Annotated in this window: 19 protein-coding genes; 9 read left to right on the top strand and 10 right to left on the bottom strand. The window is 36.1% G+C overall.

Going from position 1 to position 23,249, the window contains the following annotated elements:
• Nucleotides 1-14: 14 nt before the first annotated feature.
• From porL to PXD56_RS12430, 6 genes are all read right to left on the bottom strand, one after another.
• On the bottom strand, nt 15-671 hold the full coding sequence (porL, locus tag PXD56_RS12455) for a type IX secretion system motor protein PorL/GldL (protein WP_276493672.1): 657 nt from the start codon (nt 669-671) through the stop codon (nt 15-17).
• 83 nt (nt 672-754) lie between these two features.
• Nucleotides 755-2,119, bottom strand: coding sequence for a T9SS ring complex lipoprotein PorK/GldK (gene porK, locus PXD56_RS12450; protein ID WP_276493671.1), 1,365 nt, complete (start codon nt 2,117-2,119; stop codon nt 755-757).
• 121 nt (nt 2,120-2,240) lie between these two features.
• Nucleotides 2,241-3,398, bottom strand: coding sequence for a formimidoylglutamase (locus tag PXD56_RS12445; RefSeq protein ID WP_276493670.1), 1,158 nt, complete (start codon nt 3,396-3,398; stop codon nt 2,241-2,243).
• 60 nt (nt 3,399-3,458) lie between these two features.
• Nucleotides 3,459-5,963: a type I DNA topoisomerase gene (topA, locus tag PXD56_RS12440; protein WP_276493669.1), complete on the bottom strand. Its 2,505-nt coding sequence runs from the start codon at nt 5,961-5,963 to the stop codon at nt 3,459-3,461.
• Between the two features lie 212 nt (nt 5,964-6,175).
• Entirely contained in the window at nt 6,176-7,441 is a 1,266-nt protein-coding gene (locus PXD56_RS12435) for an LVIVD repeat-containing protein (RefSeq protein ID WP_276493668.1), read from the bottom strand.
• A 58-nt stretch (nt 7,442-7,499) separates the two neighbouring features.
• Complete coding sequence (locus PXD56_RS12430) at nt 7,500-8,243, bottom strand: hypothetical protein (RefSeq protein ID WP_276493667.1); 744 nt, start codon at nt 8,241-8,243, stop codon at nt 7,500-7,502.
• Between the two features lie 148 nt (nt 8,244-8,391).
• Here PXD56_RS12430 and miaB point away from each other — a divergent pair, with 148 nt between their 5' ends.
• The 7 genes from miaB (at nt 8,392) to groL (ending at nt 15,341) form a co-directional block, all read left to right on the top strand.
• Nucleotides 8,392-9,837, top strand: coding sequence for a tRNA (N6-isopentenyl adenosine(37)-C2)-methylthiotransferase MiaB (miaB, locus tag PXD56_RS12425; RefSeq protein ID WP_276493666.1), 1,446 nt, complete (start codon nt 8,392-8,394; stop codon nt 9,835-9,837).
• A gap of 20 nt (nt 9,838-9,857) precedes the next feature.
• Complete coding sequence (locus PXD56_RS12420) at nt 9,858-11,144, top strand: sigma-54 interaction domain-containing protein (protein ID WP_276493665.1); 1,287 nt, start codon at nt 9,858-9,860, stop codon at nt 11,142-11,144.
• A 22-nt stretch (nt 11,145-11,166) separates the two neighbouring features.
• A complete protein-coding gene (locus PXD56_RS12415) occupies nt 11,167-11,688 on the top strand; it encodes an LptE family protein (protein WP_276493664.1) in 522 nt (173 codons plus the stop codon).
• A 5-nt stretch (nt 11,689-11,693) separates the two neighbouring features.
• Nucleotides 11,694-12,800, top strand: coding sequence for a hypothetical protein (locus PXD56_RS12410; RefSeq protein WP_276493663.1), 1,107 nt, complete (start codon nt 11,694-11,696; stop codon nt 12,798-12,800).
• Nucleotides 12,801-12,806: 6 nt separating this feature from the next.
• Nucleotides 12,807-13,166 (top strand): preprotein translocase subunit SecG, encoded by a 360-nt coding sequence (gene secG / locus PXD56_RS12405; protein WP_276493662.1) that lies wholly within the window; start codon nt 12,807-12,809, stop codon nt 13,164-13,166.
• Between the two features lie 143 nt (nt 13,167-13,309).
• Complete coding sequence (locus tag PXD56_RS12400) at nt 13,310-13,588, top strand: co-chaperone GroES (RefSeq protein ID WP_036156781.1); 279 nt, start codon at nt 13,310-13,312, stop codon at nt 13,586-13,588.
• Between the two features lie 118 nt (nt 13,589-13,706).
• Complete coding sequence (gene groL / locus PXD56_RS12395) at nt 13,707-15,341, top strand: chaperonin GroEL (protein WP_276493661.1); 1,635 nt, start codon at nt 13,707-13,709, stop codon at nt 15,339-15,341.
• A gap of 231 nt (nt 15,342-15,572) precedes the next feature.
• Here groL and PXD56_RS12390 read toward each other — a convergent pair whose 3' ends face one another.
• The 4 genes from PXD56_RS12390 to PXD56_RS12375 form a co-directional block, all read right to left on the bottom strand.
• Nucleotides 15,573-15,941: a heavy-metal-associated domain-containing protein gene (locus tag PXD56_RS12390; RefSeq protein ID WP_276493660.1), complete on the bottom strand. Its 369-nt coding sequence runs from the start codon at nt 15,939-15,941 to the stop codon at nt 15,573-15,575.
• Between the two features lie 24 nt (nt 15,942-15,965).
• Nucleotides 15,966-18,227, bottom strand: a complete 2,262-nt coding sequence (locus PXD56_RS12385) for a TonB-dependent receptor (protein ID WP_276493659.1) — start codon at nt 18,225-18,227, stop codon at nt 15,966-15,968.
• Nucleotides 18,228-18,243: 16 nt separating this feature from the next.
• Complete coding sequence (locus PXD56_RS12380; protein ID WP_276493658.1) at nt 18,244-20,739, bottom strand: heavy metal translocating P-type ATPase; 2,496 nt, start codon at nt 20,737-20,739, stop codon at nt 18,244-18,246.
• Nucleotides 20,740-20,935: 196 nt separating this feature from the next.
• Complete coding sequence (locus tag PXD56_RS12375; RefSeq protein WP_276493657.1) at nt 20,936-21,349, bottom strand: HYC_CC_PP family protein; 414 nt, start codon at nt 21,347-21,349, stop codon at nt 20,936-20,938.
• A 189-nt stretch (nt 21,350-21,538) separates the two neighbouring features.
• Between PXD56_RS12375 and PXD56_RS12370 the strand changes: the two genes are divergently transcribed.
• Nucleotides 21,539-22,639 (top strand): hypothetical protein, encoded by a 1,101-nt coding sequence (locus tag PXD56_RS12370; RefSeq protein WP_276493656.1) that lies wholly within the window; start codon nt 21,539-21,541, stop codon nt 22,637-22,639.
• A gap of 112 nt (nt 22,640-22,751) precedes the next feature.
• Nucleotides 22,752-23,201, top strand: coding sequence for a GAF domain-containing protein (locus PXD56_RS12365; protein WP_276493655.1), 450 nt, complete (start codon nt 22,752-22,754; stop codon nt 23,199-23,201).
• The last annotated feature ends 48 nt before the right edge of the window (nt 23,202-23,249 follow it).

Below are 23,249 nucleotides of genomic sequence, written 5' to 3'. Positions count from 1 at the left end.
GGTAAAAATCCAAACTAGTTTTTGTTCATTGCAGATAACATACCACCATATACACCATTCAATGAAGAAAGGTTTGTAGACAAAGATGCCATTTGATCTTTAAGTGCACTTGCATTTTGAACAACTTCTTCATTTACTGAAGCTTGCTTGCTAGCACTTTCTAATTGTACTTTATAAAGACTGTTCAAAGACTCCATTTGAGAAGCAGCCTGAACCATTTCACTTGAATATTTCTTAGTAGATTCCATTGCATCAACTGTTGGAGCAATACCTTTAGCAGCACCTTCAAAGTTTTTAATGCTTGAACCTAAGCTTTCCATAAGACTTGCGTCTACACCAGCTTCTTTTAATAAATCATCTAATTTCTTAGATAAAGATGCTTCAGCTTCTTTTACTTCAGTTGCAGCTTGTGCTTTCTTTGGTGCTTTACTTTCACCGCCAGCTAACTCTGGGTATACTAATGCCCAATCTAAATCGTCATCTACAGGTTCAAATGCACTGATCGCGAAAATTAATGCTTCTGTAATAAGACCTATCGCTAAAAGAATACCACCATTTAATGGTCCTAACTCCCAGTGAAGAATTTTAAATAATGCACCAATAATTACGACTGATGCTCCTAGCCCGTAGGCCATGTTAAATAATTTTTTTGTGGATTTTGACTGTGCCATGTTTAATTTAATTTAAGGTTTAAAAAAAAAGATTTGGTTAAAAAATGAATTTGAATTTATATTAAAACTGTTAATATTATTATTTATTGTGTGGAATCTTCCTCACCCATATAATCTTGTACTGTTCTGAAACCGATGTAACTACGGGCTGAATCAGCGTATTCGTAATCTCTTGTACTCACTTGTAAGAAGTAAGCTACATCTTTCCAAGATCCTCCTCTAATTACTTTTCTAGTATTAGAAGAATCACCTCCATTAGGGTTCATTGTTGATACATAATCGTATGCACTAGGATCGTAGCTTGAATTTGTCCACTCAGAAACGTTACCAGCCATGTTGTACATATTAAAGTCATTAGGCTCGTAAGATTTAGCTTCTACTGTATATAAAGCAGCATCTGCAGCATAATCTCCACGTTGTGGTTTAAAGTTTGCCATAAAACAACCAGTATCACTGATTACGTATGGTCCACCCCATGGGTACGTACCTCCTTCAATACCACCTCTTGCAGCATATTCCCATTCAGCTTCTGTTGGAAGTCTAAATTGATTAACGAATTGTCTACCACGACTCTTGTTATCATCGTTTTTGAATTTCGTTCTCCAGTTACAGAATGCTTTTGCCTGTTTCCAGCTAATACCTACTACAGGATATTCACTGTAAGCATCGTGCCAGAAATAATCGTTATGCATTGGTTCGTTGTAAGAATAAGAGAAATCTCTGATCCATACTGTTGTATCTGGGTATATCTCAACTTCTTCTGTACGAATAAAGTCTTTACGGCTCTTGTTTCCTTTTACAGAAGCACGTGCAGCTGCCTCAATATCCATCCAGCTATACTTATACTTTAATGTCTTAACATCAATAGTACGTTGACCGTTATAAGATTCTTCTTCAGATAGATAGATAGAATCCATAATTTCTGTATAATACTCATCTGGGTAATCTGATGTGTTCCAAACTAGGTCTTCATCTTTGCTCAACGCTCTACCTTCGTAACCCGTTTCACCCATGCCAGAGTAATTGTCCAACATATACTTATCGTATACAGATGCTCTTGTAGTATCTGCATCTTTAAAAGCATAGTCACCAATACCTCCTTCTTCTGGACCAATACCTAATTCATCAGCTAAAATGGCTAGTTTGGTTCTAACGATAGAATCCTTTACCCATTCTACAAACTGACGATACTCACTATTCGTGATTTCGGTATCATCCATGTAAAAAGAACGTACCGTAACCGTCTTGGTCGGCGCATTCAATAATTTTCCTTGGTCTTCTTCACTCTTACCCATTATGAAAGAACCCCTTGGGATAAGTTCCATTCCATATGGTTTTTCCGGATACCATTTTTTTCCCTGGACTCCAGTTAGCTCACCTTTCTGTTTAGACCCACAACTTGTGAGTAAAAAAACAAACGCTATAGAGGATAACAATAGCTTCTTCATACTTTAGGTTAAATTTCGATTATGGTTAAACTCAGAATACAATAATTTATTCTAACAACTAAAACTAGGTTTTATATAAAATATTGTATCAAAGTCTTTTTATGCTTTAAAAAAAATAATGTTAATTAAAGCCTTTCTTGTAGGCCTTAAACCACCTTTCAGGAATTTGTTGATTACATGCATCTAAATAATCCTTCTCGGTGCAAGGTAATAACGCAGGTGTATGGGCTTTAGTATGTGAAGTGAAAATAGATGGGACTTCTGTCCACCATCTTTCTGTTAATAAACTTTTGTAGAATACCAATTCTTCATCTTCGCTAGGTACATTGTACTTTACAAAGTCATCTGTTTTGGTATATGGAGATTCTTTAATTCTAAAATTGACACCTTCTATGAAGTACCATATTATCTGAGCTATCAGCTGTTGCGACTGTACGGTGTTCTCCATTTCATACAAACCAAATACTGATACTTTATCACTTATACCGGCATATCTAGAAATAGCACAGATCTCTCTACCATTAAATCCGTTAGGAGAAAAATTAGCGGACAAAGATATTTCGCTTGCCTTAACAGATCTTAAGTCTAAACTAACCATATGTGCATTTCTAAGCACTGGTTCTGCCAAAGAAATATCATTTGCAACTTCTCCAAGTCTATAGGCGTCAAAAAATAAACGCTCCATTAAATCTATCTCTTCTTGGGCATTAAAATAACTCTGATAGCCAATATTTGAGAAATTAAACAGATTATTTGGCTTATCGGTTATGATTTTACTCATATAAGAATGTGATGAAATAAGCTCATCTTCTATTCCAAAATCAAATCTACTATCGATCGCTACCAGGTTGATCATATCTCTAATACCATCAAAAGCGCGGTATGCAGGATAAGTAATATCTTGTGTTGCTCCTAAAATTATAGGTATAATATCTTCTTCCAATAAACCGGCAACAACTTCTTTGACCACAAAATAAGTATCATTTACGGTAGCGCCTTCTTCAATATCACCTAAATCTACTATGGTAGCATTCCAATTACCTACTAGAAGTTTGTAGAATTGTAATCGTATAGCAGAGACATCTAACTTCTCATGCTTCTTTTCATAAGCATTTCTTGACTCCCTTACCCCTACAATTGCTACCGTGGCATTTGCCAAAACCGGCAAACCATCATTTTCGGTGTGTATATAGGTGTTTTTACCAATAGCCTGACTAGGTAACAACTCATTATGAGCTAAAACTTTATCCGAAACCGGAACTAGAAAATCAAAGGCCATTTATTAAAGGTTTTTAGAAATCATAAAAATATTACACTAATCTTTTGACCTAAAATTAAATTACTTTTTTGTTTTAGGTTTAGCTTTTGCCTTTTTCTTTGGAGCTTTTTTCTTCGGCGTCTTTGCCTCGATCAACTTTTGGGCTTCTTCTAAAGACATATTAACTACATCGACAGTTTTAGCCAATTCTACTTTAATCTTGCCTTTTATAACATTGTGACGACCCCATCTAGCTTTTTCTATGCGAATGCCTTCTTCTTCCCAGTTATGAATAACCTTGTCAATCTCTTTTTGCTTTTTGACTTCGATAAGCTCTATAATGTCATCATTTGACAAATTATCAAAATCGTACTTTTTGTTGACATTTATAAACATACCGTTCCATTTAATGAACGGTCCAAATCTACCTGTACCTTTTGTAACTTCTAAATCTTCGTACATGGCAATTGGGGCATCTGCCTTCTGCTTAGCTACGATAAGCTCTATTGCTCTATCCATTTCAATTTCAAAAGCGCTTTCGCCTTTATCCATAGAAATAAATTTTTCTCCGAATTTTACATAGGGTCCAAATCTACCTACATTGGCCAATACTTCTTCTCCTTCATACACTCCTAATTTTCTAGGAAGCTTAAAAAGATCCATTGCCTCTTCATAAGTAATGGTATTTAAAGATTGTTCTGGCAACAAACTTGCAAATGTTGGTTTCTCTTCGTCATCTACAGTACCAATTTGCACCATTGGCCCAAATCTACCTAAACGCACAGATACTTGTTTTCCAGACTTAGGATCTTTACCTAATATTCTTTCGCCGCTGGCACGGTCTGCATTTTCTTCTACATCTACTACATTAGGATGAAAGTCTTTGTAGAACTCTTTCATCATTTTCTTCCAATCTTCATCACCTGAAGCTATCTCATCAAAATCTTCTTCTACCTGGGCGGTAAAATTGTAATCTAATATATTGGCAAAATTACTTACCAAGAAATCGGTAACGATCATACCAATATCCGTTGGTACCATTTTACCTTTATCTGACCCAACATTCTCAGTTAGGTTCTTAGTTTCTATTACATCAGATGCCAATATCAATTGTTGATATTTACGCTCAGTACCTTCAACAGTACCTTTTTCAACGTAACCTCTATTAAGAATAGTAGAAATTGTAGGCGCATATGTAGATGGTCTACCAATACCCAACTCTTCTAATTTCTTAACTAAAGATGCTTCAGTAAATCTATATGGTGCTCTTGTAAAACGTTCTGTCGCTGAAATAAAGTTATTCAACAAACGCTCACCCTGCTTCATTGCCGGCAACATACCTTCTTGTTCTTCGGCAACATCTTCATCATCTACACCTTCCATGTAAACTTTCAAGAAACCGTCAAACTTTATTACCTCACCGTTTGCTGTAAATTCTTCTGTATGTTTGTTTGCCTTAATTCTGACATTGGTACGTTCCAATTGTGCATCGCTCATTTGAGATGCAACGGTACGTTTCCATATTAAGTCGTATAATTTAGATTGATCGCGCTCCAATGATGGAGATTGATTACCCATATCTGTTGGTCTAATGGCTTCGTGCGCCTCTTGAGCACCTTTAGACTTCCCTTTAAAGTTTCGTGTTTCGCTGTATTCTTTACCGTAGTTTTTCTCTATGGCTTCTTTTGCAGATGCCAATGCCTCGTTAGATAGGTTGACACTATCCGTTCTCATGTAGGTTATTAAACCCGCTTCATATAAACGTTGGGCTACCTGCATGGTTCTACCTACAGAAAAATATAATTTTCTTGATGCCTCTTGCTGTAATGTAGAAGTGGTAAACGGTGCAGATGGCGATTTCTTGGCCGGTTTTTTATCTAACTTACTTACTGAAAAATCAGCAGCTTTATTTTTTTCTAAAAATGCCTTTGCCTCTTCTTCTGTTGAAAAGGTTTTATTCAACTTGGCTGAAAATATACTTCCTGCTTCAGTTTTAAATTCTGCCGCAATCTTAAATGAAGCCTGTGGCTCAAATCCTTCAATATCTCTTTCTCTTTCAACGATTAACCTTACGGCTACCGACTGAACACGACCGGCAGAAAGACCCGGTTTAATTTTTTTCCAAAGTACAGGTGATAATTGATATCCCACCAAACGATCTAAAACCCGTCTAGCTTGTTGTGCATTAACAAGATTAAAATTAATTTCTCTTGGGTTCTCAATTGCTTTTTGAATAGCTGCTTTTGTAACTGAGTTAAAAACAATACGTTTTGTCTTCTTCTTGTCTAAACCTAGCTCTTCGGCCAAGTGCCAAGAAATAGCCTCTCCCTCTCGATCCTCATCACTCGCTAGCCATATAGTTTCTGCTTTATTCGCTAGACTTTTAAGCTTTTTCACTAAAGCCTGTTTGTCTTTATCAACTATATACTTCGGTGTAAAATCTCCTTCAACATCTACTCCTAGCTCCTTTGAAGGTAAATCTGCAATGTGACCAAAGCTCGATTCAACCTTAAAATCTTTTCCCAAAAACTTCTCTATAGTTTTGGCCTTTGCAGGAGACTCAACAATTACTAAATTTTTCGCCATCAACCTTGTTTATACTTACAAATGTATACTAAAAATTAAACTTTGGAATTTCAGGAATTTATTTTTCACCATATTTCAACAGAGTTTAGCCTATTACGTCATTAAAATAATGGTTATTCTCGCCGCTATATCACAAGACATAAACTAATTAGAGACTGAAATAAAAAAAGGGAAGCTAAACTAGCTTCCCTTTTTTTAACCTAATATTAATTTTATAATTCAAATGTACTCAGCAACCGAATATCATTTTCCACATATTCATATTGATACAATGTACGATCACCGATCATTAATAAAGATGATTGCAACGGTATAACGTCATACGCTATAATATTTTCAAAAGTATTGATCAGCGTAACATTTGGCGCACTTGTTTTATCATAGACTTTTAAGCCCGAATCTCCGTCACACACAAATAATGTATTGTCCTTAATCCCTAGTCCATTTGGACCATCCATCGGATAAATTACTTTTAAATCGGGATTTTCAAGATTAGATATATCTATAACATAAAGTCCACTTTCTGAATTACCGCAGAAATTACCACCTTTTAAAGTTACATACGCATAATCACCATCAACTAAAACAGGATCGCAAGCGGTACCATGCCTAAATTCTGATATAAATTTTGGTTTTTCAGGGTTCTCAATTCCATAAATATACATGCCTTGAGCACCTCCTATAAATAAAATATCGCCTTGACTATAAATGGTTTCAATATCCCAAGCTACTTGAACATCATCTAAAACTTTTACATCTTCTACATCTGTGATGTTGAAAATATTGATATTACTATAATCTACAACATACAGATAATCATCAATTATCTTAAACCGAGCCAAGGAACCACCTTGACCAATATTTGGCTGCGGACCATCACTAAAACTTTCTAAAGCATCTACGGCACAAACATCACAGTTATATCTAGATTCGTACTCTTCTACCGATCTTCTTTCAGTTACAACTTCCCAACCAATTACAATATCCCTATCATAATCAATATCTCCGTACACATAAAAATCTGCCTGAGGATATTCAATATTTGTTGCCCAAACATCATTATTATATATGGCATTTACAATACGGCCAGAAATAGAAATATTATTAATATCCGATATATCGAAAATGACTAAATCTCCATAACTATCGGCATAAATTTTATCGTCTTTAACAGAAATATCGTTATTACCTTCTAACTTGATAAATGCAATACTTTTTGGAGCTGAAGGATTCTGATTATCGATAACATGAAAACCTTTATTTACATCATTCACAAAAATATAATTACCATAAGCATATATTTTACCCGATGATTCAATTGGCACGGGTTCTGTTATAGAAACAGCTTCTGCCTTAAACGTAATTGCATCTTGCAAAATAGGTCTTGCCACTTGGTAATCTTCATACGGGCCATCGTCATTACAGGATACAAATAAAGCCAACAAAATGGCGCTTAAAAGAAAAGCAAACTTCTTCATGGTCTATAATTTTATTGGTTGCAACTATAAGATGAAGAATTACATAATAGTTGCGTAATCAAAAGCTTGAAATTTCTTCCACTTCATTGAAACCTACACCATCTTTATACATATAATATACAGGAACTTTACCTAACATAGCAGTAAATAATACACCTACACAACACAAAATAAAGCCAAGTTGCGCAACAAAAGCAGAAACCAGTATTAAACCAAATATGACCAACCAGTTTTTATTACCTAGCGTAAAGCTAGCCTTCACCATTTCCAGTGGAGACAAATGATTTGAAAAAGCCAAAAAAGCAGGAATCAACGAAACCGGCACCATGACATAGAACATACCCACACCACATGCCATAGCCCCTGCAATTGAGAGCCCAAATGTATACAAAGCAAGAATGAACACCTTACCTAAACGCCCTTCTTTAAAGAAAAAGAAGTAGTCATCACTAGATTCTTTTCCTAAATCTTTTTCTCTACATATTTTCAGGAACGCGGCATTTAATCCCAAAGCAAATGTAGTTACCCCTATTATAAAAACCGGCATAAGAATAGTCATAGCAATAGCGGCCATAGGCGGTAACTCATTATGTTGGAGCGAATCTGGATCTGTTATACCCAAAGCAATCATAGGTATATACAAAACAATATAAAACGGCAGCATTAGAACGAAGGTCAAGAGCAAAATGATAAAGCCCTGCAACCATACTTTTTTAAATAGTTCTATTGACCTACTGAAAATGGCACCAAAATCTAAATCTGGTTTCGTTTTAATGTGTTGTGTTAAGTTTTCTAAGTTCATAAGTATGGTGGTTATAATTGGTGATAAATCTAAATAATTTTAATGTGTAAAGCCTAAACAAACCCTAAATAATCATGTCATCTTGTCATATTTTTGATTATAATAGTATCTTTGCCATCCAAAATATTTTATTGCAACGTATTACAAAATGGAGAAAACCATAGACGAAAATGTGCAGGGCACAACTTTGGTAGTTGAAGGTAAAGAGATGAACAAGCGTAATCTTTATATAGAGAGTTACGGTTGCGCCATGAACTTTGCCGACAGTGAAATTGTTGCATCTATCTTAGCGACCGAAGGTTTTAAAACCACCCAAACGTTAGAAGATGCTGATTTAGTACTTGTAAACACATGTTCTATTCGTGATAAAGCCGAACAGACCATTCGTAAAAGATTAACCGAATATAATAAGGTAAAAAAATCTAGACCGCATTTAAAGGTTGGTGTTCTTGGCTGTATGGCAGAACGCCTGAAAGACAAACTTTTAGACGAGGAAAAAATAGTGGATATGGTCGTTGGACCAGATGCCTATAAAGATTTACCCAATTTAATTAAAGAAGTAGATTCTGGTAGAGATGCCGTAAACGTAATTTTATCAAAAGATGAAACTTACGGTGATATTGCGCCCGTACGATTAAATACTAACGGGGTAACCGCATTTGTTTCTATTACCAGAGGTTGTGACAATATGTGTACATTTTGCGTTGTGCCTTTTACAAGAGGTCGTGAACGTAGTAGAGACCCACAATCTATTTTAGCAGAGATCAGCGAACTTTCTGAAAAAGGATTTAAAGAAATTACACTACTTGGGCAGAATGTAGACAGTTACCTATGGTATGGCGGCGGATTGAAGAAAAATTTCGTAAACGCTACGGATATGCAAAAAGCAACCGCTACCAATTTTTCTAAATTATTAGAAATGGTAGCTCTGGCAAATCCTAAAATGCGTATTCGGTTTTCAACATCTAACCCGCAAGACATGACCTTGGACGTGATCAGAACCATGGCCAAGCACAAGAATATCTGTAATCACATACATTTACCTGTGCAAAGCGGAAGCAATCGCATTTTAAAGGAAATGAATCGTCTACACACTATTGAAGAGTATTTTGAACTGACGGATGAAATTAGAAAAATTTTACCTGGCTGCTCTATTTCTCAAGATATCATAACGGGTTTCCCTACAGAAACAGAAGAAGACCACGCTGCTACGCTTAGAGCCTTAGAACATGTAAAATATGATTTCGGTTATATGTACGCATATTCAGAAAGACCGGGAACTATGGCCGGTAGAAAAATGGAAGATGATGTACCAGAGGCTACAAAAAAGAGACGCCTTTCTGAAATTATTGCCTTACAGAGAAGCCACTGTCAATATAGAACCGAAAAACATGTTGGCAAGGTACAAGAGGTCTTAATTGAAGGAACCTCAAAAAAATCTGAACAGGAATGGATGGGCAGAAATAGCCAAAGTACCGTTGTGGTGTTCCCAAAAGAAAATTACAAGGTGGGCGACTTTGTAAACGTACAAATTAACGATTGCACTTCTGCTACTTTAAAAGGTGTTGCAGTTGGGTATTCTGACAATAACTAACTTTATAGTAGCCATTTTATATGGAAAGTATACAAAGCATAAAACAACGTTTTGAAATTATTGGGCAAGACCCAAAATTAAATCGTGCGCTAGAAAAAGCAATGCAAGTTGCCGCAACAGACATTTCTGTTCTGGTTACTGGTGAAAGTGGTGTTGGAAAAGAGTCTATTCCAAAAATCATTCATTCTCTTTCTCATAGAAAACATGCAAAATATATTGCCGTTAACTGTGGCGCCATACCTGAGGGTACTATTGACAGTGAACTTTTCGGTCACGAGAAAGGTGCTTTTACAGGGGCTACACAAACAAGAAGTGGTTATTTTGAAGTTGCCGATGGTGGTACCATATTTTTAGATGAAGTAGGTGAATTGCCATTGACTACTCAAGTACGCCTTTTACGTGTACTCGAAAACGGTGAGTTCTTAAAAGTAGGTTCTTCACAAGTACAAAAAACTGATGTTCGTATTGTTGCCGCTACGAATGTAAATATGTTCGAAGCGATTAAAAAAGAGCGTTTTAGAGAAGATCTTTATTACAGGCTAAGTACAGTTGAAATTAACATACCGCCATTACGTGAACGCCAAGGTGATATTCATTTATTGTTCAGAAAATTTGCATCTGACTTTAGTCAGAAATACAAAATGCCTACTATTCGATTAGATGAGCAAGCTGTATCGTTGTTAACAAAGTATAGATGGCCAGGTAACATTCGTCAGTTAAGAAATATAGCTGAGCAGGTTTCGGTCTTGGAAGAAAACAGAGCTATTACCGCTGCTACTTTAAATGGTTACCTGCCGCATAACACTACAAACAATTTACCCGCAGTAGTCTCCAGCACTAAATCTGAAAGCGATTTCAGTAACGAAAGAGAAATATTATACAAGGTATTGTTCGATATGAAAGGTGACCTCAACGACCTTAAAAAGTTGACGATGGAATTGTTGAAAAACAATGATTCTGAAAAGGTTCAAAAAGACAACGAAAACCTGATTCGTAAAATTTATGGAACTGACGATGAAGAAGATGCCGATATTGAACATGATACACAAGAAGATTCTTCAATGAACCTCTTACACTTACCTGAACCTAAACAAGAAGAAGCTTCTATCATTCAAGAATCTTACGAAGACAAATATCATTTTGCCGAAGAAATTCAAGAAGAAGAAACCCTATCTTTACAGGAGAAGGAAGTAGAGTTGATCAAAAAATCTTTAGAACGTAACCGCGGAAAAAGAAAGGCTGCAGCAACAGAATTAGGTATTTCTGAACGAACACTTTACCGTAAAATAAAACAGTACGACCTTTAATCTAAACATGAACCTCATTTCAATGAAATACCTTAAAAAATCTATATTATTTATATTGCCCGTTATCTTTCTATTTAGTTGCGGTGCATATAATTTTACTGGTGGTAATGTTGGTGAAGCCAAAACTTTTAAAGTAAGCTATTTTCAAAACTATGCAACCCAGAGTCCGGGTTCTACTTTCGAGCCTGGCGTTGACAGAGATTTTACATTGGCATTACAAGACAGAATTCAAAACCAGACTAGCCTAGATTTAATTAGTTCCGGTAATCCAGATTTATTATATGAAGGTGAAATAACCGAATATAAAATTTCCCCTATGTCTGCAACAGCAGCTCAAACAGCTGCCCAGAACAGATTATCTATTAGAGTTAAAGTACGATTTTACAATCAATTAAAAGAAGATGCCGCTTTTGACCAGAGTTTTTCTTTCTTCTACGATTATGATGCGGATACACAGTTAGCAACCGTAAAGAGCGAAGCTCATGAAATCATTTTTGAACGATTGACTCAAGATATTTTCAACGCCTCATTGGCAGATTGGTAAATGACATGAACGTTAAGGACTTTACATATTTTCTAGAACATCCTACCAAAGTGGTAGAACCCATACATACAAAACATCTAGAAGATATTATTGATGAATATCCTTATTTTCAAGCTGCACGAGCATTACACTTAAAAGGATTAAAAAATCTAAATAGCTATAAATACAACAAGGCGCTTAAAGCAACTGCAGCTTATACTACAGATAGAGATGTTCTTTTTGAATTTATAACATCTAAAGATTTCTTACAATTTGACCCTACCAAAAGTACCATTGCCGAAATTGAAGAAAGCAAAGAAATTGAAATAACAGAGGAGATTGAAGAAACACCTACGGCAGACCAAATTGAAATTGTTGAAAAAGAGGAATCTCCTATTACAACAGATAAATCTACTGAAGCAGTAGAAGTTCAAGAAATTGAAACTTTAGAACCTGATGTATCAGATATTATTGTTGCAGCTACTACTGCCTCTCTTATAGCTCCATCTGATGATAAACCATTACCACAAAACGAAGAAGATGCCGACAAAATTCTAGACCCAGCATTATTTCAATCTAAAAACCCTGCCAATACCGAAGATGAAAATGCTCTTGACATAGGCAAACCATTAACTTTTGATGCTAAAGAAAAATATTCTTTTTCTGAATGGCTTAGTCTCGCATCAAAGAAACCTTTAGAAAAATCTGAAGATAATATTGCAGAGGAAGTTCACGAAGAAATTATTGAGACCGAAGCTGAGGTAAAAGAAAGCAAAATTGAAAAATCCATCTCTAAGTCACAAGAACAAAAAGTTACCCCAAAACCAATTAGAGAACCCAAGGTTAAAAGTGAAGCAATTAAAAAGAAATACGACCGTATAGATAAGTTTATAGCTTCTAACCCTAAAATTGTACCGACAGAACAGAGTGCGGTCATAGATATCTCAAGCTCTTCTAAAATTGACCATAACGAGCTGATGACAGAGACTTTAGCAAGGGTTTACCTGGAACAAAAAAAGTATAAAAATGCAATTCAAGCTTACAAAATTTTAAGTTTGAAATATCCAGAAAAAAGTAGTTTCTTTGCAGACCGAATTAAGACGGTAGAAAAATTACGAAAAGATAATAAATAATTTAGAATGAGTACATTTTCAATTTTCCTAATACTTATCATTGTCGTTTGCTTATTGTTAGTATTAGTGATCATGGTACAAAATCCAAAAGGTGGCGGACTTTCTTCTTCTTTTGGTGGAGGAGGCAACCAAGTTGTTGGTGGCGTTAAAAAAACAGGTGACTTTTTAGATAAAAGTACGTGGACTCTTGCAGGTTTGTTAATAGTTTTAATCTTAGCATCTAACGTTGCCCTTAAAGGTAACTTTGGTGATGCAGATTCAAAATTATTACAAGGTGATGATATTGAAACCGTAGTACCAGAAGCTCTGCCAGAAACAGTAACACCACCTGTAACTAACGAGGCTACACCGTCGGATAGTTTATAAAAATACTACTACAATATATTTTAAATGCCAGCTTGTCATAAGCTGGCATTTTTTGTTTACAATTTGTCAGGAAATAGGCAATGGCATAATTTCTGCCTTTGCATACCCACGAAACTAAAAATCAATTTTAAAAATTAATAATTATGGCTAAAGTTAATATCAAACCATTGGCAGACCGAGTTCTTATCGAGCCAATGGCAGCTGAAACTAAAACTGCATCTGGACTATATATTCCTGATACCGCAAAAGAGAAACCTCAGAAAGGTAAAGTTGTTGCCGTAGGTCCTGGAACAAAAGATGACAGTGTTACCGTTAAAGTTGGTGATACAGTTCTTTACGGAAAGTATGCTGGTACTGAATTAAAATTAGAAGGTACCGATTATTTGATGATGAGAGAAAGTGATATTCTTGCTATTATCTAATAACTAGCAATTAGCTGCTGGCTTTTAGCCATTAGCTTATAAGTTTTTATTTAAAAATTAATAATCTTCTTGACTTTATACTCAGTGTAAAAAGTCATAAATCAAAATAAAATTAAAAATGGCAAAAGATATTAAGTTTGATATAGATGCAAGAGACGGCCTTAAAAGAGGTGTTGACGCATTGGCAAATGCTGTAAAAGTAACATTAGGACCAAAAGGTAGAAACGTAATCATCAGCAAATCATTTGGTGCTCCACAAGTAACTAAAGATGGTGTTACCGTTGCAAAAGAAATTGAATTAGAGAACCCATTAGAAAACATGGGCGCACAAATGGTGAAAGAAGTTGCTTCTAAAACCAATGATCTTGCAGGTGACGGTACTACTACAGCTACTGTTCTAGCTCAAGCTATCGTAAAAGAAGGTTTGAAAAACGTTGCTGCTGGTGCAAACCCAATGGATTTAAAAAGAGGTATCGACAAAGCTGTTGAAGCTATCGTTGCGGATTTAGCTAAACAAGCTAAAAAAGTAGGTGATTCTTCTGAGAAAATTAAGCAAGTTGCTTCTATCTCTGCTAACAACGACGAAACTATTGGTGATTTAATCGCTCAAGCTTTCGGTAAAGTTGGTAAAGAAGGTGTTATCACCGTTGAAGAAGCTAAAGGTACCGATACGTACGTTGACGTTGTTGAAGGTATGCAGTTTGACAGAGGTTACCTTTCTCCATATTTCGTTACCGATTCTGAAAAGATGGTTTCTGAATTAGAAAGCCCATATATCTTGTTATTTGACAAGAAAATCTCTTCAATGAAAGATTTACTTCCTGTATTAGAGCCAGTTGCTCAGTCAGGCAAACCTTTATTGATTATTGCTGAAGATGTTGATGGTGAAGCATTGGCTACATTGGTAGTAAACAAATTAAGAGGTTCCTTAAAAATTGCTGCTGTTAAGGCTCCAGGTTTTGGTGACCGTAGAAAAGCAATGTTAGAAGATATCGCAATCTTAACTGGTGGTACCGTTATTTCTGAAGAAAGAGGTTTCTCTTTAGATAACACTACTTTAGACATGTTAGGTACTTGTGAAAAAGTACAAATAGACAAAGACAATACTACTGTTGTTAACGGTGGTGGTGTTGCTAAAGACATAAAAACAAGAGTTAACCAGATCAAATCTCAAATTGAGACTACAACGTCTGACTATGACAAAGAAAAACTTCAAGAGCGTTTGGCTAAATTAGCCGGTGGTGTTGCAGTTCTTTACGTAGGCGCAGCTTCTGAAGTTGAAATGAAAGAGAAAAAAGATCGTGTTGATGATGCATTACACGCTACAAGAGCTGCCGTTGAAGAAGGTATCGTTGCTGGTGGTGGCGTGGCATTGGTAAGAGCTAAATCTGTTCTTGCAAAAGTTACTACTGAAAATGAAGATGAAGGTACAGGTCTACAAATTGTTGCCCGTGCTATTGAAGCGCCTTTAAGAACTATCGTTTCTAACGCTGGTGGTGAAGGTTCTGTAGTTATCGCAAAAATACTCGAAGGTAAAGGTGACTACGGTTACGATGCTAAGTCTGAAAAGTATGTTGAAATGATGAAAGCCGGTATTATCGATCCTAAGAAAGTAACTAGAGTAGCATTGGAAAATGCAGCTTCTGTTGCAGGTATGATCTTAACTACTGAATGTGCTTTAACAGACATTAAAGAAGATGCTCCGGCAATGCCTCCTATGGGCGGCGGTGGCGGTATGCCAGGCATGATGTAAAAGCCCCTAAATCCCCAAAGGGGACTTTAAAATTTAAACCGCTCTTGAAATGTCAAGAGCGGTTTTTTTTATTTCAAATATGAGCAACAAAAAAACCACCTTCTGAATATTAAAGAAGGTGGTTTTGTCCTTTAAACGGTTTCAACTTACAAAGCTACAACCTGACTATTATGCAACAGGTTTTCTCAATAAGTCCCTTGAACTTTTACTATAGCTTACAACAGAATCAAATTACTGCTTGTTTCCATGATGTTGTCCATCATCAGAATTATCTTCCCTATATAAACAACAAGGATGAACACTATTATAAGCCTCATCTGTTGCTTTTAGTTCTTTAGTATCATGACCTACTTCAACGATAGCCATTTTAATTTTCATTGCATCGGTTTTTCTTTCATCCATAATAATATCCAACTGATGGGTTGGTATACTCCAATTGGCATACTTTACCCCTTTAACGTTCAATGCAGCTTCCTCAATACGCTCTTTACACATAGCACATTTACCATTTACATCAAAAGTCATTTTTTTGTTCTTGTCTTGCGCATAGGTAAGTACCGCAATTAGCATCATAGCTACTGATAAAATTGTTGTTTTCATTCTTAGTATATTAATTGTTATGTTTTAAATTTTAAATCTGAATCCGCCATAGAACATTCTCCCCATTATTGGCGCAAACACTATTGTTGTATCAAAATTTGGACCAAAGGGATCGTTAGCACCTAAAACCGGATTGCTTTGCTGTATATCAGATAGGTTTTCAGCTCCCAAATAAACCTCTATATTCTTTGAGAACACTTTTGTTATCTGAGCATTCATATGGTTATATGGCGAAGAAAACTCCGCTAGCTGATATTCAACAGGATTACTACTGGTATCTGGCAACCGTTTTTTTCCCATGCTGTGTAAGGTATAATCAAACTTCCACTGTGAACCATTTTCCTTAGCTTCTGTTTCATACCCTAAATTAATAAAAAACCGATCTTGCGCTAGTAAAGGCTTTTGCAAACTACCACTCTTGTAATCTGTAGATACATCATAAAACTTGTAGGATGTTCTAAAGTTCAATCGTTTTAAAAGCTCATAGTTCAATTCTATCTGAAAACTTTTAGCACTACTATCTCCATCTAAATTATAGAACGAAACTTCTTGAGGAGTCTCCCAGTCCACTACAATCTGGTTTTCAAAATCAGTAATGTAATAATCTAAGGATATATCACCTTTTCTATTCAAGAAATTAAACCCTTGCAAAAAACTGACTCCGTAATTCCATGCATCCTCCGGTTCTAGACCGTAAACACTACCACCCGAATCTGCGATATTGATGGTTCTGGCCGATGCAAACAACTGCTGATTCTCGGCAAAAATATTGGCAGCTCTTTTACCTCTACCAAACGAACCTCGTAAACTTCCCTTGTCCCAAGGGGTATACCTAATATGGAATCTTGGTGTTACAAAAGTTCCCAATCTATTATGATTATCTACCCGTAAACCAGCGGTGAGACTTACTTTTTCCAGATTTTCATAGCTATATTCAAAAAAGGCACCAACAGAATTATCTACACGAGAATAATCAGTAGCCGTTACTATTTCATCGTAACCATCATACGCAAAAGTAATTCCGGTTTTAAACTTGTTTCTAGTATCGCCTATGATTGAATTGAATATAAGATTACTATACAAACTCTCATGATTGATATCATAGGTTCTAAAACCAAAATAAGAATCTTGCTTATGATAACTGTAAGAAGTTTGAAAACCAAAACTCTGAAAAGGCAATTCAGGAAATACATAACCTAGTTTCAATGACGTATCAAACCTGCGGGTATTAATTTCACTTCCCCACACTTCGGCTCCGCTCAATGACCTATTACCTACATCTACTCTATATGTATCAGGATTAAAATCTACTTGCCCCACTTGTTTTTCATCATTTAAAAAACGAACATTAAAGAAGCTGACAAATCCTTTTTCCGCATCTTGATATTGCCAACGGTTCATTACATTTAACTGCTCGCCTAACGGCGCATCTAAAAATCCGTCTTCATTATCATCTTCTATCTGCGTCCGTTTGTTTCCGTGTATATACAATCCTGTACTCCACTTTTCCGTTAACTTTCTATTGAAATGTGTATTCAACTCATAACGCCCGTTTTGGTTGGCATAACCATTTACAAAAACTGCATTATCCGTTAATGGTTTCACTAGCTCGGTATTAATTTGTCCAGATATACTTTCATAGCCGTTAACCACACTACCTGCACCTTTGGTAATTTGAATACTCTCTATCCAAGTACCAGGTGTAAATGTTAATCCGTATGCCTGTGATGCCCCACGAACCATAGGAATGTTTTCTTGAGTTATTAATAAATACGGACTGGTTAAACCCAACATCTGTATTTGTTTCGTACCTGTTAATCCATCAGAAAGATTTACATCAATTGCCGGATTGGTTTCAAAACTTTCTGCCAGATTACAGCAAGCGGCTTTTAACAACTCATCACTGTTTACCGTAATCACGTTCTGCGGACTGAAATACGTTTTTTGTATAGCATCTCTTTGCTGCTGAACAACTACCTCATCTAATTCATTAGATGGCTTTAGACTAACCCGTATTGTTTTAGGTTCGTTAATGGTTAACGTATCAGACTCAAAACCAACATAACTAATGATCAATCTATTGAACTCTTTCAGATATGGAATTGAAAACTTACCATCAAAATCTGTAACTACTCCCGTTTGAGAATCTTGCCAGTAAACATTTGCCCCTGAAAGACTCAAGGCATTTGCACCTTCAGAATCCAGCACTACACCCTCTACTTTCTCTTGCGAAAAAGCAAGTCCAGACAGCAAAGTCATTAGTATTACTATTATATATTTGTTCATTTATTTTTATTCAATTTTATTTATCAATATTTACTGTTCGTAGTCGTAATGCATTTGCAATGACCGAAACAGAACTAAAACTCATAGCCAAAGCGGCTATCATAGGCGAAAGCAACATCCCGAAAACAGGATACAGCACTCCCGCCGCAATTGGTATACCTACCGAATTATATATTAATGCGAAAAATAAATTCTGTTTTATATTCTTCATAACCGCATTACTAAGGTTATATGCTTTTACAATTCCATGTAAATCTCCTTTCACCAAAGTAATTGCAGCACTTTCAATGGCGACATCCGTTCCCGTACCCATAGCAATACCTACATCACTTTTTGCCAAAGCAGGCGCATCATTGATACCATCTCCTGCAACAGCAACCTTTCTTCCTTCAGATTGTAAACGCTCTACTTCAGCCAATTTATCCTGTGGTAACATACCTGCCTTAAAATCCGCCAGACTTAATTGTTCCGCTACCGCTTTTGCCGTATCATGATTATCTCCGGTAAGCATTATCACCGCAATACCGGCTTTCTGCAACTCTGCAATAGCTTTTTTGCTCGTCTCCTTAATTTTATCTCCGATTGCAACAAAACCAACCGCCTTATCATCAATTGCCAAGTAAGAAACTGTTTTTCCAAGTTTTTGATTAGAAACTACATCTGCCTTTAAACTATCTAATATGGATACTTGAACCTCATTCATCATCTTCTCATTACCCAAGGCAATAAATTCACCATTTATTTTCCCAGTGACGCCCATACCTGTAACCGAATTAAAATCTTCAACTTTTAAAACATTTACATTATTCGCCTTTCCATACTTTACAGTTGCATCTGCCAATGGGTGCTCACTTTGCTGATTTAATGAAACAATATATTGCAATACCTTTTCCTGATTAATCTCAGAGATACTACCCACCTTTTCTACAGATGGTTTTCCTTCCGTAATTGTACCAGTCTTATCTACAATTAGCGTGTCAATTTTATCCATTCGTTCTAAAGCTTCTGCATTCTTTATCAGCACACCAGATTGCGCTCCTTTACCTACACCCACCATAACGGACATTGGCGTAGCCAAACCTAGGGCGCATGGACATGCTATTATCAATACAGCAATAGCATTGACCAAAGCATATACATAAGCAGGTTCTGGACCAAAAATGACCCAAACAATAAACGTTATAACGGAAATGAACACCACGGCAGGTACAAAATAACTAGAGATTTTATCTGCTAATTTTTGAATTGGTGCCTGACTACGACTTGCCTTGTTCACCATGTCAATAATCTGGGAGAGCAACGTATCTGAACCAACTTTCTCTGCTATCATCACAAAAGAACGCTTACCATTAATTGTCCCAGAATTTACAGTATCACCCTCTACTTTTTGAACCGGAACAGGCTCACCCGTTATCATTGATTCATCTACCGTACTTTCGCCTTCATGCACGCTTCCATCAACAGGTATTTTATCCCCTGGCTTTACCCTAAGCAAATCTCCTTTTACTATGTTATCTATTGCAATTGTTTCCTCTTTCCCATCAACAATGCGAATCGCTTTATTTGGAGCTAGTTTTAAAAGTTCCTTTACCGCAGAATTAGTTTTACTATGTGCACGAGCCTCTAATAACTGCCCGAACAAGACTAGAGTCAATATAACCGTAGCTGCCTCAAAATACACGTGAACCGTGCCTTGGTCTGTCTTAAACTGTGGAGGAAAAAAATCTGGGACCAAAATAGCAAATACACTAAATAACCACGCTACACCTGCTCCAATACCAATCAACGTAAACATATTCAAGTTCCATGTTTTTACAGAACGATAGGCTCTCTCAAAAAACATCCAAGTTGCATAAAACACAACAGGAATTGATAGTGCAAACTGCACCCAATTCCAGTTTCTTAAGCTCAAAATATTATGAAGCGGATTATTAGGAATCATCTCAAACATTGCTATAATAAAAATGGGCAACGTAAAAGCCACCGCTATTTTAAACTTTTTTAAAAGCTTATTATAACTTTTCTCTTCAGCAGAAACATCAGCTTGCTTTGGCACTAAATCCATACCACAAATAGGACAATCACCCGGTTCATCTCGAACCACCTCAGGATGCATTGGGCACGTATATTCCTGACCTTTATGAATCGAGGCACTTGCCTCTTCTACCAAATCCATACCACAAACCGGGCAATCGCCAGGCTCTGTATAGGTTTTATCTCCTTCGCAATGCATGGGGCAATAAAAAGTACCATTGCCATTTTCTACTTTCTTAGGTTTCACTTCTTTGTGATGATGCCCTCCTAACTCATGAATAGAATAATGACCGCCATCTGCTTTCATAACATCCTGCAACTTCTTCAATGACAATTCTTTGTCCATCTCCAAAACCGCTTCTGCTTTCTCTAAATTCACCGTGGCATTAGACACTCCCTCTACAGTAGACAAAGTGTGCTCCACATGAGATCTGCAGCCATTGCAGGTCATACCACTTATAGTATATGTATGTTTCATTATGAGATTATAATTTCTAACAGTTACTCAGAACTGTATCTACTTTCTTGTTATATTTTCAAAAATCTATAATCGCAACTAAAACTTTTAAAAGCTATTTATAGTTTACAATAGAATTAAAGAAAAGAGATACTAAATAAAAGTAGTTTTTGATTAAACTGCATTTACGAACTAAAGCCGGTAGGCAGTGCTAAAATCAAATCAAGAAAACTTGGTGTAGAATATTCAAATCCTCAGCCAGTGTTGGCGGCGGATATGAATTAAAAGAAATATTATTTTCAACTGAATCCTTAAATAAATCTAAGTATGCATTTGTAAAAGAAACCAGAAATACCTGTTGTGAAAAATCGAATTTTGAAAAATCGCGCGTCAAATCATCTTGACCCTGCATGGTAAAAGCCTGATCAGCACAACAATGTTTTTTAACCGAAGATGCATCTTCCAACAAAGCCAAACCAGCCTTCATTCCACAATCTTCGGCATGATCAAACAAAGCTACATCCATAACACGCCCCATGCACAAATGCTTTTCTACCGTCCAAGAAATAGTAGACAGTAACAATAGCATTGCCATGAACACCGAAAATAGTTTATGTAGCAATTGTTTCACATTGTAAAATTACAAAATATTGAATAGCCAAGTATGTTTAGTGCATTTCTTTAACTAAATTTTTATTTAAGAATTATCCTACAAAATAAACAAAGTATAAAATATACGATTCTTAAAATTTTTAAGTTAAAAGAGTTAACACATTAACAAATAGCAATTAATAAACACTAATCATCAAAATTAAAAATTATGAAAAAACAAATTAAACAGGTCTTCTTAATATGCACCATTGCCCTATTTATAGGCAGTTGTAGTTCTGACGACGGGTCAATTTTTGACACTCCATTACCAGATGATACCACAGGAGATGATGGTGCAGATGATTCTGATGAGCCAGAAGTGGCAACAATAGTTTTCAATGAAGCTGTTCCTTCTTCAAATATAACAATGGCATCTGCAAGCGGTGAAGCAGGTACGAACGTTACAGGTAGAGTTATTTTTACGTCTGATGCTACAACACAACGTAGAATGTACATTACCCAAAACTATTTAGGACAAGGAGAAATGCCTTTTAGTTCTTTTGATTTGGTAAGTGACGACTTAACTAAAGCTTTAAAAGCTGATGGTTCTATAGATTTAGATGGTGCCACTAAGAAAGAAATCGATTTTTCTTTTCCACTTCCAGTTCCGGATATTGAAAACGGAGAAATTGTATACTCTTTTTGGACAACTACCGGTAAGGGTGACTTTAGAGATAGCGAAAAAAGATTGGCGTTAGGTGTAGGTCAAATTACGGTTACCGTAGGTACAGGTGCCAACCCTGTCGCAGCGGTTAGAGAGTTTACGGATATAAAACTTTTTGCTCCAGATGTAAATGGTAACACGGAAACATTCTTCTCACTATTAAATGAAACCGTTTATAAAATTAATGTAGGACCTGAATTTAGAGCTTTCTGGGATTTTGGATATTACTATGGCGCTTCTGGTGATTCTGCAAATGACAATGCCTCTTTTGCTTCAACAGAACAATATGATGCTTCTTTTGGATTTCCAGTAGAAGGATTAGAGCCTGGTGCAGATGAAGAAAATGCTGCAACAGAAACATTGAACCAAATGTTCTTTTCAACTTCTGCAACTATAGATGTTGCTGCTTTTGATGCTATCACCTTAAATGGTGAATTAGATTTTATAGCAAGTTCAAGTTCACAAAAAATAACCAACCTTAGCGTAGGTGATGTTATTGAGTTCGTTGACAACTATGGTAAGAAAGGTTTAATTAAAGTTACCGCTATTCAACCAGGATTTGGTAATGCCGATTTTATTGAATTCGATGTTAAGATTCAACCATAATCTCAACATACAATATATAGTACAAAAAGAGGATGTTTAAAAACATCCTCTTTTTTTTGTTTTAGCGCACACTGTTACATTGCAACAATATGTATTTTTGTAAAAAAAAGCTATGTTAGAAGCGCTACGCCCTCAAGTAAGTTCTATTATTGATTCTAATAAAACCCCAGATGCCAAAATGCAGGATATCTGCGAGCTTTTAAAAGCAGAAGTACCACATTATGATTGGGTAGGTTTTTATTTTAAGAATGGCGACAAGAGAGAACTTAAATTAGGTTCTTATGCAGGTGCACCAACAGACCATACTATAATTCCCTTTGGAAAAGGCATTTGCGGACAAGTAGCGGAAAGCAACGAGAATTTTGTTGTACCAGATGTTCAAGCTCAAGACAACTACATAGCGTGTAGTATTACAGTGAAAGCAGAGATTGTTGTGCCCTTATTCGTGAACGGTGAAAACATTGGTCAAATAGATATCGATTCTAATACTCCAGACCCTTTTACAAAGGCAGATGAGACATTTTTAGAATTCGTAAATTTTGAAGTAGCCAAAATTCTTTAAAACTTTAGGCTTTTTGTTGATAAACTAGCTCATTTTATAACTGCAAAA

Source organism: Maribacter zhoushanensis (assembly GCF_029350975.1).
Taxonomy (GTDB): domain Bacteria; phylum Bacteroidota; class Bacteroidia; order Flavobacteriales; family Flavobacteriaceae; genus Maribacter; species Maribacter zhoushanensis.
Note: the sequence above shows the minus strand (reverse complement) of the source record. Positions and strands in the feature narration are given on the sequence as shown.

Excerpts from the sequence above, each read along its gene's own strand:
- PXD56_RS12380 (WP_276493658.1), bottom strand. The coding sequence starts at position 20,739 with ATGAAACATACATATACTATAAGTGGTATGACCTGCAATGGCTGCAGA.
- PXD56_RS12410 (WP_276493663.1), top strand. The coding sequence starts at position 11,694 with ATGAACGTTAAGGACTTTACATATTTTCTAGAACATCCTACCAAAGTG.
- PXD56_RS12385 (WP_276493659.1), bottom strand. The coding sequence starts at position 18,227 with ATGAACAAATATATAATAGTAATACTAATGACTTTGCTGTCTGGACTT.
- topA (WP_276493669.1), bottom strand. The coding sequence starts at position 5,963 with ATGGCGAAAAATTTAGTAATTGTTGAGTCTCCTGCAAAGGCCAAAACT.
- PXD56_RS12390 (WP_276493660.1), bottom strand. The coding sequence starts at position 15,941 with ATGAAAACAACAATTTTATCAGTAGCTATGATGCTAATTGCGGTACTT.
- PXD56_RS12370 (WP_276493656.1), top strand. The coding sequence starts at position 21,539 with ATGAAAAAACAAATTAAACAGGTCTTCTTAATATGCACCATTGCCCTA.
- miaB (WP_276493666.1), top strand. The coding sequence starts at position 8,392 with ATGGAGAAAACCATAGACGAAAATGTGCAGGGCACAACTTTGGTAGTT.
- PXD56_RS12420 (WP_276493665.1), top strand. The coding sequence starts at position 9,858 with ATGGAAAGTATACAAAGCATAAAACAACGTTTTGAAATTATTGGGCAA.
- PXD56_RS12365 (WP_276493655.1), top strand. The coding sequence starts at position 22,752 with ATGTTAGAAGCGCTACGCCCTCAAGTAAGTTCTATTATTGATTCTAAT.
- PXD56_RS12445 (WP_276493670.1), bottom strand. The coding sequence starts at position 3,398 with ATGGCCTTTGATTTTCTAGTTCCGGTTTCGGATAAAGTTTTAGCTCAT.
- PXD56_RS12430 (WP_276493667.1), bottom strand. The coding sequence starts at position 8,243 with ATGAACTTAGAAAACTTAACACAACACATTAAAACGAAACCAGATTTA.
- porK (WP_276493671.1), bottom strand. The coding sequence starts at position 2,119 with ATGAAGAAGCTATTGTTATCCTCTATAGCGTTTGTTTTTTTACTCACA.
- secG (WP_276493662.1), top strand. The coding sequence starts at position 12,807 with ATGAGTACATTTTCAATTTTCCTAATACTTATCATTGTCGTTTGCTTA.
- groL (WP_276493661.1), top strand. The coding sequence starts at position 13,707 with ATGGCAAAAGATATTAAGTTTGATATAGATGCAAGAGACGGCCTTAAA.
- PXD56_RS12435 (WP_276493668.1), bottom strand. The coding sequence starts at position 7,441 with ATGAAGAAGTTTGCTTTTCTTTTAAGCGCCATTTTGTTGGCTTTATTT.
- PXD56_RS12400 (WP_036156781.1), top strand. The coding sequence starts at position 13,310 with ATGGCTAAAGTTAATATCAAACCATTGGCAGACCGAGTTCTTATCGAG.
- PXD56_RS12415 (WP_276493664.1), top strand. The coding sequence starts at position 11,167 with ATGAAATACCTTAAAAAATCTATATTATTTATATTGCCCGTTATCTTT.
- porL (WP_276493672.1), bottom strand. The coding sequence starts at position 671 with ATGGCACAGTCAAAATCCACAAAAAAATTATTTAACATGGCCTACGGG.